The 12,452-nt window shown below is 38.9% G+C and carries 15 protein-coding genes; 6 read left to right on the forward strand and 9 right to left on the reverse strand.

The genetic code is table 11. The features are described 5' to 3' along the window. Positions 1 to 230: 230 nt before the first annotated feature. Positions 231 to 368, reverse strand: coding sequence for a photosystem II reaction center protein PsbN (gene psbN, locus ACLLO5_RS10450; RefSeq protein WP_413175375.1), 138 nt, complete (start codon positions 366 to 368; stop codon positions 231 to 233). Between the two features lie 255 nt (positions 369 to 623). On the opposite strand from psbN, the gene psbH reads away from it, so the two are divergent. The 3 genes from psbH (at position 624) to pth (ending at position 1,982) form a co-directional block, all read left to right on the forward strand. Continuing rightward, the gene (psbH, locus tag ACLLO5_RS10455; RefSeq protein ID WP_413175376.1) at positions 624 to 827 is read left to right on the forward strand and encodes a photosystem II reaction center phosphoprotein PsbH; all 204 of its coding nucleotides are present in this window, start codon (positions 624 to 626) and stop codon (positions 825 to 827) included. Between the two features lie 147 nt (positions 828 to 974). Beyond that, the gene (locus tag ACLLO5_RS10460; RefSeq protein WP_413175377.1) at positions 975 to 1,247 is read left to right on the forward strand and encodes a TatA/E family twin arginine-targeting protein translocase; all 273 of its coding nucleotides are present in this window, start codon (positions 975 to 977) and stop codon (positions 1,245 to 1,247) included. Positions 1,248 to 1,352: 105 nt separating this feature from the next. Beyond that, positions 1,353 to 1,982 carry an aminoacyl-tRNA hydrolase gene (gene pth, locus ACLLO5_RS10465; protein ID WP_413175378.1) on the forward strand — a complete coding sequence of 210 codons (630 nt, stop codon included), beginning with the start codon at positions 1,353 to 1,355 and terminating at the stop codon, positions 1,980 to 1,982. A gap of 227 nt (positions 1,983 to 2,209) precedes the next feature. Here pth and rpsU read toward each other — a convergent pair whose 3' ends face one another. The 4 genes from rpsU to ACLLO5_RS10485 form a co-directional block, all read right to left on the reverse strand. After that, entirely contained in the window at positions 2,210 to 2,386 is a 177-nt protein-coding gene (rpsU, locus tag ACLLO5_RS10470; protein WP_013191026.1) for a 30S ribosomal protein S21, read from the reverse strand. A gap of 301 nt (positions 2,387 to 2,687) precedes the next feature. Further along, complete coding sequence (rsmI, locus tag ACLLO5_RS10475; RefSeq protein ID WP_413175379.1) at positions 2,688 to 3,602, reverse strand: 16S rRNA (cytidine(1402)-2'-O)-methyltransferase; 915 nt, start codon at positions 3,600 to 3,602, stop codon at positions 2,688 to 2,690. A 228-nt stretch (positions 3,603 to 3,830) separates the two neighbouring features. Then, on the reverse strand, positions 3,831 to 4,442 hold the full coding sequence (locus ACLLO5_RS10480; protein ID WP_413175380.1) for a PH domain-containing protein: 612 nt from the start codon (positions 4,440 to 4,442) through the stop codon (positions 3,831 to 3,833). Between the two features lie 54 nt (positions 4,443 to 4,496). Then, a complete protein-coding gene (locus ACLLO5_RS10485; RefSeq protein ID WP_413175381.1) occupies positions 4,497 to 4,931 on the reverse strand; it encodes a DUF29 domain-containing protein in 435 nt (144 codons plus the stop codon). Between the two features lie 139 nt (positions 4,932 to 5,070). Between ACLLO5_RS10485 and ACLLO5_RS10490 the strand changes: the two genes are divergently transcribed. Next, positions 5,071 to 5,928 (forward strand): sugar kinase, encoded by an 858-nt coding sequence (locus tag ACLLO5_RS10490; RefSeq protein WP_413175382.1) that lies wholly within the window; start codon positions 5,071 to 5,073, stop codon positions 5,926 to 5,928. A 1-nt stretch (position 5,929) separates the two neighbouring features. Here ACLLO5_RS10490 and ACLLO5_RS10495 read toward each other — a convergent pair whose 3' ends face one another. Further along, entirely contained in the window at positions 5,930 to 6,535 is a 606-nt protein-coding gene (locus tag ACLLO5_RS10495) for a YdcF family protein (protein ID WP_413175383.1), read from the reverse strand. 266 nt (positions 6,536 to 6,801) lie between these two features. On the opposite strand from ACLLO5_RS10495, the gene ACLLO5_RS10500 reads away from it, so the two are divergent. Continuing rightward, the gene (locus ACLLO5_RS10500) at positions 6,802 to 7,656 is read left to right on the forward strand and encodes a 3'(2'),5'-bisphosphate nucleotidase CysQ family protein (RefSeq protein ID WP_413175384.1); all 855 of its coding nucleotides are present in this window, start codon (positions 6,802 to 6,804) and stop codon (positions 7,654 to 7,656) included. A 100-nt stretch (positions 7,657 to 7,756) separates the two neighbouring features. Further along, positions 7,757 to 8,386, forward strand: coding sequence for a precorrin-8X methylmutase (locus ACLLO5_RS10505; protein ID WP_413176059.1), 630 nt, complete (start codon positions 7,757 to 7,759; stop codon positions 8,384 to 8,386). A gap of 62 nt (positions 8,387 to 8,448) precedes the next feature. On the opposite strand, the gene ACLLO5_RS10510 is transcribed toward ACLLO5_RS10505, so the two are convergent. The 3 genes from ACLLO5_RS10510 to ACLLO5_RS10520 all read right to left on the reverse strand — a co-directional run bounded on the left by ACLLO5_RS10510 (position 8,449) and on the right by ACLLO5_RS10520 (position 12,402). Next, positions 8,449 to 9,153, reverse strand: coding sequence for a phosphate ABC transporter permease (locus tag ACLLO5_RS10510; protein ID WP_413175385.1), 705 nt, complete (start codon positions 9,151 to 9,153; stop codon positions 8,449 to 8,451). A 110-nt stretch (positions 9,154 to 9,263) separates the two neighbouring features. Further along, complete coding sequence (gene dapB, locus ACLLO5_RS10515) at positions 9,264 to 10,100, reverse strand: 4-hydroxy-tetrahydrodipicolinate reductase (protein WP_413175386.1); 837 nt, start codon at positions 10,098 to 10,100, stop codon at positions 9,264 to 9,266. A 271-nt stretch (positions 10,101 to 10,371) separates the two neighbouring features. Next, on the reverse strand, positions 10,372 to 12,402 hold the full coding sequence (locus ACLLO5_RS10520; protein ID WP_413175387.1) for a hypothetical protein: 2,031 nt from the start codon (positions 12,400 to 12,402) through the stop codon (positions 10,372 to 10,374). Between the last annotated feature and the right edge of the window lie 50 nt (positions 12,403 to 12,452).

Genomic DNA, 12,452 nt, shown 5'->3' on the forward strand with positions numbered 1-12,452 from the left:
GGTAATTTTGAGATGGTTTATAATCATTCAAAACCAATCATGTAAAAACATCCTCGAAAAATCCGCAACTCCCAACAAACAATCATTCAATACAATCCTGTACATCCTTAAATCCTGTAAATCCTGATATGGCTTACGCCACGCCACGCTATCAGACAAAAAATTTTTAACTCTTTTGACTTCCCGAAGGGTGGGCAATGCCCACCATAATATCAAATTAATAAACGTTTCTAATCATCGTGATCTTCAAAAGGATCGCTTAACTCTTTACTTGGAGGTCCAAAAGATGTATAAACTGCCATGCCCGTAATTGCAATTAGAATCGCACAAAAGGAAACACCAAGCACTAAACCGGGTTCTAAGTCCATAAATTTAGAGTTATATTATGAGAGCTATGTTTATAGAATATTACAAAACTTAAACTAAATAGCAGAAGTCATGATATCTCAGGTAGGTGGGTACGAAGTAAATGGTAGTATATAGAACGGATAAATCAGAATCCTAAAACCTGTTATTGGGGCAACCCGAAAGAGGTAGATTCCATCCAAAAATCCAAGCCCTGTAAGGGTTTGGGAATGTAAAAGAAGATTAAAAAAGCTTTGGCAACTGATCTTAGGTGAACTATGGCACAACGGACTAGGTTGGGAGATATCCTCAGACCCTTAAATGCTGAGTATGGTAAAGTATCTCCAGGTTGGGGTACAACACCTGTAATGGGTGTTTTTATGGGCTTATTTTTCGTGTTTTTGCTAATTATTCTGCAAGTTTACAATAAGTCACTGTTAATTCAGGATGTGCTTGTTGATTGGCGCAGTCTAGGCGGCTAATTGCTATACAGCCATCATAACTTGGATCACAAGTTACCATAGACCCGGCTTGTCCGGGTTTTTGATTGTTGTCAGTTGTCATCACAAAATCAAGCCTAATAATTGATTAAACTACGGATGTAACGTCAAGTTTCAAGGCGGGTTGAAATGAATATATTTGGTATCGGTCTGCCAGAAATGGCTGTAATTATGGTAGTGGCGCTATTAATCTTTGGACCCAAGAAACTACCAGAAATTGGTCGGAGTTTGGGTAAAACCATTCGCAGTTTCCAAGAAGCTTCTAATGAATTTCAAAATGAGTTTAAACGGGAAGCAGAACAAATAGAACAAGCTGTAAAAACTACAGCTGAAATTGAACCTAAGCAAATTGAATCTGCTAAAGCCCAGCCAGATAATGCTGGTTCTACTCCCACCAGCTAGGAAAATACTGTATGGCGGACATTACCAATAATTCCTTGGTGGTAAAAGCCTCCGGATTTATCCGTAGGGTCAATCCAAATTCCAAATTCCAAATTCCAAAATCGGATGACAGAAGCTATTACCCAAGCGGCTTTGGTGATTCCTCAGTTAATTGTCGGGTTGGGGAATCCCGAACCTAAGTATGACCAAACTCGCCATAATATTGGTTTTGCAGCTATAGATGCCCTTTCTCGCGCTTGGCAAATTCCACTGGCAGAAAATCGTAAATTTCAAGGACAGTTTGGCGAAGGGACTGCACCTGGTGGCGGTAAAATTCGTCTTTTGAAGCCGCTAACTTATATGAATCGTTCAGGACAGTCAGTGCAAGCGGTAACAAGTTGGTATAAATCACCGCCGGAGTCGGTTCTGGTGATTTATGATGATATGGATTTGCCTTTGGGGAAAACTCGCTTGCGTTTGTCTGGTTCAGCTGGTGGACATAACGGCATGAAAAGCATTATCTCACATTTAAGTGGGCAAAACTTCCCTCGGTTAAGAATTGGTATTGGTAAACCCAAGGGTGCAGCTAATGAAGATAATACCGAGACTGTTTCCCATGTGTTGGGACGGTTTTCGGCGGCGGAAACTAAATCAATGACTTTGGTGCTGGAGTTTGTGGTTGAGTGTGTAGAACTCACCTTAAAACAGGGAGTAGAAAAGGCTATGAATCGTTGTAATAGCTGGTCTGTTGATTAAGCTTAATTTCTTGTTTGCCAGCGGCTTGATTTTGGTTGATGGATAGCGATTTTCGCTTGTTCCATCTAACCAAGTTTCGAGGCTTTCGCACAAACTTAAAAACAATATTACACCCCAATAAGGAGTGCGTCGCAGCTGGCTAATTTTTTCTAAGAAAATGGTAAAGCAATTTTGCTTGTGGCAATTAATTTTTTCAAGCAATGCCAATACCAACCCGAATAGGTTTATTAAAAACGACGTTTCCGTCTAGCTGCGACTGCTTTACGTTTGCGCTTTTCCAGGGGGGTTTCAAAGTGACGATGATACTTAACGTCGGCCAAAATTCCAGCTTTGGACACTTGGCGTTTAAACCGACGCAGGGCTGAATCTATTCCTTCGTTTTCTCCTAGAACCACTTGGGTCATTCTGAGTCTGTCCTCAATTTCTCAATAATCTCCATTGTAATATTAGCCTCAAACTGAGCAAAACCATCTGCTCTTAAGCTTAATAGCTTGCAAGTTTGAGATTTAGGATTTTTAGATATTTAATTGGGCTTATTTGTATTTAATCTAGTTGATTCGTAATAATTTTGCAGTGGATGTTCTCAATCCAACAGTTTAGATATTTTCTTCTCCCTGGTTCTTTTTTTATTCGGAGGGTAAGCATTCAGCTTTTTCAGGCTAACGCCAACAATACCTATTGGATTTTTGATAATTAACCCATTTCTCAAACATTCTGACTCTCGACTCCTGACTCCTGAATTCTTACTTCTGAGGTCATGAGAGATTCAGAATCTAAGTCAATGGTCAGGGCTAACTGATATAATTGACGACGGGAAATTAATGTATCTTTTGCTAATTGTCTGCTGGCTTGGGAACGGGAAATTCCCTGTTTCATGATTTGGATTAATTCGGCTTTGAGTTCTGCTTCTGTGAGTTGGGGTTTACTGGGTGGAATTCCGGCAACTAACAGGGTATACTCGCCTTGGGGTTCTTTTTGCTGGTAATGGGCGATCGCATCGGCTATTGTCCCCCGCCAAAATTCTTCATATAATTTAGTTAGCTCCCGTGCTATAACTATTGTGCGATCGCTCCCCAAAATATCTGCCAAATCTTGTAATGTATCCCGCAACCTGTGGGGAGATTCATAAAAAACCAACGTCCGCGATTCCGGTAATAATAATTCTAAATATTCCCGTCGCTGTTGACTCTTAGCGGGTAAAAACCCATCAAAAATAAACCTATCCGTTGGTAGTCCAGCCGCACTTAAAGCAGTAATTACAGCACTTGCACCAGGAATAGGAACTACAGTGATTCCTGCATCAACACAAGCTTTTACCAGTTCATACCCAGGGTCAGAAATTCCTGGCATTCCCGCATCACTTACCAGTGCGATCGCTTTTCCAAATTGCAAATATTCCAACACTTCAGGAATGCGACTACTACTGTTATGTTCATGATAACTCATTTGGGGAGTCTTCACTTGAAAATGTTGCAGCAATTTTCCCGTATGTCTTGTATCTTCTGCCGCAATCATATCCACCGCTTGTAAAATTCGTACAGCCCGAAAAGTCATATCTTCCAGATTACCAATCGGTGTACCGACAATATATAGTGTCCCTGGTTTTGGTTCAGTTTGCATAAAAATATTTTACATTTTACAATATACAGCCGATTGCAGAACAAGGAGGTACAGAATCTAAATCTAAACCTAGTACCGCAAGGCGGAAGTCAAAAGTCAAAAGTCAAAAGTCAAAAGTATTATGGAGTAAGCTTTTTAGCGATTGAGAATGGTAGGTTTATTTACGCTAACCTGTACTAGATAGCAAGAGATTTTTACTTCTGACTCCTCAATTCTGCTGTATATCAATTAGTTGTTAATAAACTTCTCAAAAATCTCACCAAAATCCTTACGTACATAAGTTTCATGAGCATACTTTAACCAATTAAACGCATACCAGTTAATAGCCTTAAACTGTTCTTCAGAACTAGATGTATTTGTAGAACGACTGACTGTGCTGGCTGCTGTACTTAAGCTAGTTTGAGCATATTGGTGATAGAGGGAGTTTTCCCGTTGAATAGATGAAATTTTTAGTAAAGCTTTGTACAAGTCTTTCAAGGGTGCAATATAAGTTTTAGCAACATCAATAGAATAGGATTGATCACCCATTATTAACTTGATTTCGATATCCATATCTATCGTTCCAGCGGTTTCTAATTTCACATCTTTAATAATGTGGTGACTATAACTAAACCTTTTCAGTAAGCGTTTTTTGCTCACCGCAGAACTGCCATCAAGATGAATCAAAGCTAAATTAGTAAAACAGTATTCATCCGTTTTTGATTTAATCAGAAAATAGATTTTTTCACCCTCTTCATGCATTACATAATCATCACTATCAACCTTATTATAATCTTCGGGTCTAATTACAGCACCAATATCACTCAAACCCAGTGCATCCATGGCCATGTTTTTGAACATAATTTATTCCCCTCCAAACAGAAAACAATTTTTACTATTCTAGTATAATGTTTATTATATACCAGTGGGTAAAAATTCTATTGTAAAGATTTCTGTTAAGCTGTAAGGACAAGTTTCAGGAAATGAAGACAATCCTGTTTCTCGTTCGGCGCTAATAATAGCAAGTTGATAATTTTTTTCTAAAGAATCTGCTAAATAGGAGTTAAGGCTGGGGTTTTCTTTCAGTAGTTTTTCTAACCGTAAACGTTGTTCTTTGATAGTTAATTGCCAACTACGAGAACGTAAATTAGGCTGAAATTGCCATTTGAGTAGGCGCATAATTAATACTTCTAATCTGCTTTCTAACTCGCGTTTTTCAGAACGTCCCATGTCTTCCAATTCTTCTGCAATGTGAGCAAAATCAATTTGATGAAATTGTGCAGTTCTCAGCAGGTGTGCTTGTTCTTGTGTCCAAGCATAAAAATCATTGTCATGGGTAACTTGATTCATAAAATATTCTATAGCGGTATGCACTTGAATGAAATACACAATTAACGTCACAAATCCATACACTAAAAGACTTTCAACTCTGTTCCCTGTTCCCTGTTCCCTGCTATATAATTCATCTAATCTGTTTAACTAATTACCAATGAACAAATCTGCATTATTTGTAGGTTTAATTACCTTAGACTTAATCTACCTTGCCCAATCACCACCAACGAATAATCAAAAACTAGTTGCTACTGATTATACTGTAGCAGCAGGTGGCCCAGCAACCAACGCATCTGTTACGTTTAGTTACTTAGGTAATCAATCGCAACTTTTAGGTGTGCTGGGTTTACATCCCATGACACAATTAATTACTACAGATTTAGAAAATTACCAAATTACAATTGTTGACTTAGATTGCACTAAACAAACATCACCACCAGTATCTTCAATTATTGTCACTCAAGGTACAGGAGAAAGGGCAGTAATTTCTATTAATGCGGTGAAAACACAAGCTAATATTAGTGCTATTACCACAGATATATTAGAAAACATTGATATTGTTTTAATTGATGGACATCAAATGGCAGTAAGTAAAATAATTGCTCAAAAGGCTAAAACTCAGGCTATCCCAGTCGTTATTGATGGTGGTAGCTGGAAACCAGGATTTGAAGAAATTTTGCCTTTTGTAGATTATGCCATTTGTTCGACTAATTTTTATCCTCCTAACTGCAAAAATGCAGAAGATGTTTTTAACTATCTGCAAACTTATAATATTCCTCACATTGCCATTACCCAAGGAGAACAACCAATAGAATATTTAAGTTATGAAAAAAGAGGTTTGATAAATGTTGATAAAATTCAAGCCGTTGATACATTAGGTGCAGGAGATATTTTTCATGGCGCTTTTTGTCATTATATTTTACAAACAAGCTTTACAGATGCACTAGCATTAGCCAGCAATATTGCGGGTAAATCTTGTCAATTTTTTGGTACACGCCGTTGGATGCAAAGTTAAATTAGATTTTAAATATCAAATAAATAAAGTAGAAATAAGTTTCTCTCATCAAAAAAGGTAACTGACTATTTAAACTTTGGTAGCGGGTAGTGGGTGTAGGAGATGGGTGTGCATCTAATCCTAAATTTCTAGCCATTAAAACAGAACGTTTTAAATGTAATGGATCACTAACAATGAGAAACTTTTTTAATGGGTAAGCAGCAGCTATTTCTGAAGCATTTTGCAAATTCTGATAAGTTGTTCGAGATGTGGTTTCTAGAAGAATATGAGATGCTTTTACTCCTTTACTGACAGCATAGCGTTTACCAACTATCGCTTCTGCTAGTTCATCACTAGTACCTACTCCACCAGTAAAAATAAGAGTGCTGACATCCCCATTTTGATATAAATTTATAGCGTGGTTGATCCGTTCTCTAAAAACTGGAGATGGTTTGTCTCCCCAAACTGCTGCACCCAGAACAATTGCCGCATCTGCTTGAAAATTACTCTTTGTGCTACCGTAAAAATATATACTAGTAGCTGTAGAAGCGATCGCTATTAATAATGCAGATGCCAAGCCTAATACAATCAGACGCAGCTTGTGTTTATTCAGGTGGTGCTTAAACATTGCTAAAAGGGGAAAGTTGATACTAATATTAAATACTTAATGACCAGCGGCTTTTCCCAATAGGACTTAGGCAAGTATCACACCAAACATCTATTTTATGGTGTGTTAGATATCAAATATCTGTTTATTTGCAGGATTTATGAAGTCTGACGCACCCTACTAATATGCCAGTTGCGTAAGTCCTGCCCAACACAAGAAGGTTTAAACTACCCTTGAGTAGGATAGATTTCAGATAGCAGTGATCCATAGTTTTTAGGAATAAATTGATGAAGGATTTACAAGAAATACTAAAAATTACTCGTGAAGTGGGTTGGGGTGCAGCTAAGTTACTGCGGTCTTATTATCAAGGAACAGCCCCAGATCCAAATTTAAACGTACAATATAAGCAAAATGAGCCTGTAACTGTGGCTGATGTAGCTGTTAGTCAATATATTTTATCCCAGCTACAGGCAGCTTTCGGTAATGAAGAATTTGGTTATATCAGTGAAGAAACTTATAAAACCCAACATGGTAAAAATTCTGCCGATTTGGTATGGATAATTGATCCATTGGATGGTACACGAGACTTTATTGATAAAACTGGAGAATATGCAATTCACATTGCTTTAGTTCAAGGCACACGGCCAATTTTAGCAGTGGTGGCAATACCAGAAGCGGAGAAATTATATTATGCGACAAAAGGCGGTGGTACTTTTGTGGAAACCGTTAATGGTTCTTTGCCTTTGAAAGTTCCTGCTGACAAATCTATGGAAGATTTAACCTTGGTTGTCAGTCGTTCCCACCGTAACGAAAGATTAGAATATTTACTCCAAAATTTACCCTGTCAAAAACAAAAAGCAATTGGGAGTGTAGGCTGTAAAGTTACTGCTATTGTTGAACAACAAGCTGATATTTACATTTCTCTTTCTGGTAAGTCTGCACCCAAAGATTGGGATATGGCGGCTCCTGAACTAATTTTAACAGAAGCTGGTGGTAAATTTACTCATTTTGATGGTAAGCCCTTAGAATATAACACTGGTGACATCAATCAATGGGGGGGTTTGCTGGCTAGTAGTTCTCAAGATCATGAGACATTATGCCAAAAAGCAGAACAAATATTAGTAGAGTTTGCGGCTCAGTAGGAATATGAAAGGACAATAGGTGTAGGATACCAACGCCAAATGTGTCAATTTTGCCTTCTGATGATAAGCTGAAAGCTGATATGTGAGAAGCTTAACAGCGATGGAATGGCACGTAACTGATGCTCAAAGCTTGGCAATCATTGATGGTGAAATTGGCGATCATGTCTTTTCCCCAGCAGAGTATGAGATAGTCCGGCGAGTAATATACGCCACATCTGATTTTGAATATAAGTCTTTGATCCGTTTTTCGGAACACGCTTTACAAGCAGGAGCAGCTGCACTAGCAGCACGGACTACCATTGTGGTAGATGTGCCAATGGTACAGGTAGGTATCGCCTACGACATTCAAAATACCTTTGCAAATCCTGTGTATTGCAGCATGGAAGCTTTGACTCGTCCGCAGAAAGAAAAAACTCGTTCTGCTTGGGGGATTGAAACCCTGGCGAAGCGTTATCCAGAGGGAATCTTTGTGGTTGGTCAAGCTCAAACTGCCCTAACAGCACTTGTAGATTTAATTGAAGCTGAGGAAATTCGACCAGCTTTGATAATTGCTACTCCAGCCGGATTTGTGAATGTGGATGCTGATAAAGAACGTTTGCAAGAATCTTTAGTACCTTATATTACTATTGATAGCCGCAAGGGTAATGCAGTTGTGGCTGCTGCAATTGTTGATGGTTTGGTTGATTTAGCTTGGCAAGCTTATGGTCAAGATAGGAATGGGGGGAATTAAATTGTGGGTTTGGGGGAGAACAATTAATTCTTCCTCCTTCACTGTCACCTGTCACCTGTTCCCTAATAATCATCTTCTCTTTGATACTTTTGTCGTTCTGGACGGCGACGACGAGGTTTTTCCTGTTGGTTTTCTCGTAAGCGGAGACTGACTTCGTTAAATAAATCCTGTCGCAATAATGGATAGTCGCTCACCCAGAGGTTACGACTGGGGATGTAAATATTGCTAAATTCTTCGATGCTGCTTAAATCTGGGCGACTTGACATGAGGATCATTTCTGCGATTTGACCACGTGCGATCGCTTTGTGAGCAGGACGCAATGGTGCATCAAACTCGATTCTAAAGCCTGTATCGTCGCCTACTTCTAAGTTAATTCGTTTTTCGCGATTTTCAATAATTACCAACTCACCTTTGTTGTTGACGGTTTCTTGTTTACCTGTCAACTTGTCTGTAATCCACCAATCTAAGACTCTTCCTCGGAAAAAGCCGCTGTACTTGTAACGGCGGCATTTTGCATTACGGATACTGGCTTGAAATACGGGATACCACAACCAAAAAAAAGCGCCAAATACACCAAATACAAAAATCAGCCCAAAGTCTAGTTTGAACAAGATTTTTACTAGAAAAATTACAACTACAGTCACTACAGAAATTAATATTCGCTGTAACACATTGCTAAATTTTCCCCAGTAGTATTTGTACTGCGGCCCACTGGCTATGAGGGGGATAATTTGTTCAAATTTTTGGCGAGTGAGGGGAACAAGCATGATTTAGGAGTTTAGGAGGAAGAGGTGACAGGTGACAGGTAACAGAGGATGAGAGGAGGGTGCAATATTTATCTTATGCCTTTTGCCTTTTGCCTTTTGCCTCTTGCCTGTCATAGAATTTTTTCTAGTCCATATACTAATGACTTTAGCTGGTTGATTTTGCGAATTGCTAGTAAGACTCCAGCCATATAGCAGGAGCGATCGCTTGTATCATGGCGTAAGGTATAAATTTGTCCTGCTGCGCCAAATATTACCTCCTGGTGGGCAATTAATCCTGGTAGGCGTATACTATGAATTCTAATCCCTTCGTCGGCTAAAGAGCCTCTTGCTCCTGGTAGTTTCTCTGTTTCTTCTACTTGGGGTGGGTTAAAGGTTTTACCCATTTCGGCTAATAATTGGGCTGTTTGAATAGCTGTACCACTTGGTGCGTCGGCTTTTTGGTTGTGATGCAGTTCAATAATTTCTACATGATCAAAGTATTGGGATGCTGTGACTGCGGCTTGTTGTAGTAATACCATACCGATGGAGAAGTTAGGAATTATTAAACAGCCTGTGCTAGCTTTTTCGGCAAAATCGGCTAAATTTTTCAGTTGTTCAGGACTTAAACCAGTTGTTCCCACCACTGGACGAATGCCATAGGCGATCGCACTGCGTACATTGTCATAAACTGAGTCTGGATGGGTAAAGTCTACTATTACCCCTGGTTGTAGCTGTCGTTCTCCTGCTACATAGCCCAACATTGGCTCTAACTGATTGGTAATTGGAACTTCCAAGGGTTCGCTTAAACCGGCTAATTCTCCTGCATCTTTGTCTTGATGTTCCGGTGAAGTATCAAGAGCGCCCATTAAAATCATATCCGGTGCTTGAGCAATTGCTTTAATTACTTCACGTCCCATTTTGCCAGCTGCACCGTTGACAATTACCGGGATAGTAGATTGATTGGTCATATTTCCTGCAAATACGTTTTTGACTATTTTACTATTAAGATACACATTTTATAATCCTTGTATAGTAAGGATTTGCGGTTTTTAATTATGTTGATCTACTGAAAACTTATTTTCCGATACTAAAACACTAAATACTTCTCTGCTGTGACTTTAGCCTCTACACAAATTTTTTCTACTCATCAACTACTCAAAAAACAATATTTTTAAAGTGCGATCGCCTTATTTCCCCAAGAGCTATCACATTTTTAAAAGTATCAAAAATTCTCATTAACTAATCAGTCACCGCGTCACCACCTCCAAATTCTCTAATCTTGGGACGTTCATCAAACGGCTGTCCGTAGGGGTTGAGAGTATCGGTAATGCCAGCTTCGGAGATGAAGCCCAACTCCACATTATTAACGAAGACATCAAAATCTTCCTCTTCTGGCTTATTTATTTCGGCATCCTCAATAATTCCGTCTGGAGTCTTACCCAAAGTAGCCTTCAGCGAATCCGCATCAGGTACTTTTCTAAAATTTTGCGCCATCCATGCTGATGCCATCCGCAATAAAGGCACTACCCAGGTTCTAAAGTCTTTTTTGTCCTTATTCTCGTAACCTTTGACTTCCACTTCGGTGGGTTCAAGCAACTTGCTCATAGGGTCGTTGGGGTTGCCTGTGGGGTTGAATGAGAACTTCACCTTGTCCTTTGTATGGGCTATATCCCAGCCGAGGAAATCTGCATTTCCAAAAGCTAAATCATGAGTGGCCAGTGCAGTAAGTTTAATAGAACCTGTCTCTACTAGTGTTTTGAGCGCAATAGGTAGCAACGCCTCGTTTATCTGTTTAGAAAGTAATACGGCTTGATAAATATCTGCTAATAATTCAGCTTGATTTGGTAAAGATATAACCTTTTCTTGATTCCCCTTTGTTTCGGGGTCAGAATCTTGAATTTTGATTTCTAAGGGGTACTTTCCACTGATAGATTCAAGCTGTTTTGCATTCCAAATAATCAATTCAGCTAGAGAGTTTTTTCTACTTCTTTGGGGTGGAGAATTAGTAAAATTATCTGGTACGAATGCAGGTAAATCGCCGACTCGCTTAATAAGCAACGCTAATCGGGCTAATATCTCTTCACAGCAATCTTTTTTCATTGGTGGTAATGGTGCAGGTGGTTTGGGTACGTCGCAATCGAAATCTATTTCAAAGTTTATCTGAGGAATGTTCGATTTATTTAGGACTCCATCACTCAAATAAATATAAGTTTCTCCCCCTGCTCGAATAGTTTTGTATATAAAAGGATTGGCATAATTTATATTTTCATCCCCATCAATATATTTATATTTTAATCCTTGCAACCCTTTCTGTGGTGTCCAAGTCGGATTACTAAATATATCGTAGAAAAGGATTTCCCTGAATTTTCTCTTTTCATTGTTTAAAGATACAATTGCTTGTTCTAATTCATCAGGGTCAATTTCACCCACTGGATTTATTTCATAAAAATCCCAATTTTGTATCCCTGGAATTCCTCTCAAGTAATCATCATCATCTCCTCCTAAGTTAGAAACGTCCCAACCTGAATCTGTTCTAATAGCTTTATAAACGCCTTCTACTGTTTCATCCCTTACTATCACCTCAGTTCGCTTGCTCCATAAAGCATTCCCGAAAATGTTGTATTCGATTCCTTCGTATTGAAAATTAGCTAAATAATCTTGCTTTTTAGCTCTATAAGTAATCGAACCTCTCCAGTAGAATATCGTCCCTATGCCTCCAACAAATTGTTGCCTAACTTCACCTTCTACTATTAATATGTCCACCACAAGCAAAAACTTTGCTTCCGAATTTTGAAGGTTGTTGTTCCGAAAGTTATATCCGTAGCCATCAATTATTAGTTCTGGGTAGCGACTGGGATTAACCTCACGACAGGTAGCCAAATATGGCGTGTATTTTAATTTCCAATATTTATTTGATTCAGAGGGTACTGCAACAGCCTCCGGTAATTCAAATGGTTCTTCTCTTGGGTTACATTTTGGATCTCTCCAGACAAATTGGAAGGAGGGTAATTTGATGAATGCGATTGAACCTGTTATTTGAACGCCAAAATTACACCCATCTTTGACAATATCAAAATCAAATCCGATAGGAGTGTCGGAGAAAATATCATCGTAATTTGGTTCTTGAGGTGTTGGAGGTGTCGCATAGAAATCACCTCCTACAGGTTTTAATCCCGGTTGAGGCGGGACAGGATTTAATATTTTATCTGCATTATTTTTAGCTTCCCTTCCTTTATTGAATGCGGGTGCAACCCATCCATATTTGGTCATTATTTTATCCCTGTAGAAATTATCCATCCATGCTATAGATGGATAATGAA

It is taken from the genome of Anabaena azotica SJ-1, from assembly GCF_047275885.1.
Lineage (GTDB): Bacteria > Cyanobacteriota > Cyanobacteriia > Cyanobacteriales > Nostocaceae > Trichormus_B > Trichormus_B azotica_A.

Bases quoted from the DNA above. Each gene is read 5' to 3' on its own strand.
- psbN (WP_413175375.1), bottom strand. From the start codon at position 368: ATGGACTTAGAACCCGGTTTAGTGCTTGGTGTTTCCTTTTGTGCGATT.
- psbH (WP_413175376.1), top strand. From the start codon at position 624: ATGGCACAACGGACTAGGTTGGGAGATATCCTCAGACCCTTAAATGCT.
- ACLLO5_RS10460 (WP_413175377.1), top strand. From the start codon at position 975: ATGAATATATTTGGTATCGGTCTGCCAGAAATGGCTGTAATTATGGTA.
- pth (WP_413175378.1), top strand. From the start codon at position 1,353: ATGACAGAAGCTATTACCCAAGCGGCTTTGGTGATTCCTCAGTTAATT.
- rpsU (WP_013191026.1), bottom strand. From the start codon at position 2,386: ATGACCCAAGTGGTTCTAGGAGAAAACGAAGGAATAGATTCAGCCCTG.
- rsmI (WP_413175379.1), bottom strand. From the start codon at position 3,602: ATGCAAACTGAACCAAAACCAGGGACACTATATATTGTCGGTACACCG.
- ACLLO5_RS10480 (WP_413175380.1), bottom strand. From the start codon at position 4,442: ATGTTCAAAAACATGGCCATGGATGCACTGGGTTTGAGTGATATTGGT.
- ACLLO5_RS10485 (WP_413175381.1), bottom strand. From the start codon at position 4,931: ATGAATCAAGTTACCCATGACAATGATTTTTATGCTTGGACACAAGAA.
- ACLLO5_RS10490 (WP_413175382.1), top strand. From the start codon at position 5,071: ATGAACAAATCTGCATTATTTGTAGGTTTAATTACCTTAGACTTAATC.
- ACLLO5_RS10495 (WP_413175383.1), bottom strand. From the start codon at position 6,535: ATGTTTAAGCACCACCTGAATAAACACAAGCTGCGTCTGATTGTATTA.
- ACLLO5_RS10500 (WP_413175384.1), top strand. From the start codon at position 6,802: ATGAAGGATTTACAAGAAATACTAAAAATTACTCGTGAAGTGGGTTGG.
- ACLLO5_RS10505 (WP_413176059.1), top strand. From the start codon at position 7,757: ATGGAATGGCACGTAACTGATGCTCAAAGCTTGGCAATCATTGATGGT.
- ACLLO5_RS10510 (WP_413175385.1), bottom strand. From the start codon at position 9,153: ATGCTTGTTCCCCTCACTCGCCAAAAATTTGAACAAATTATCCCCCTC.
- dapB (WP_413175386.1), bottom strand. From the start codon at position 10,100: ATGACCAATCAATCTACTATCCCGGTAATTGTCAACGGTGCAGCTGGC.
- ACLLO5_RS10520 (WP_413175387.1), bottom strand. From the start codon at position 12,402: ATGACCAAATATGGATGGGTTGCACCCGCATTCAATAAAGGAAGGGAA.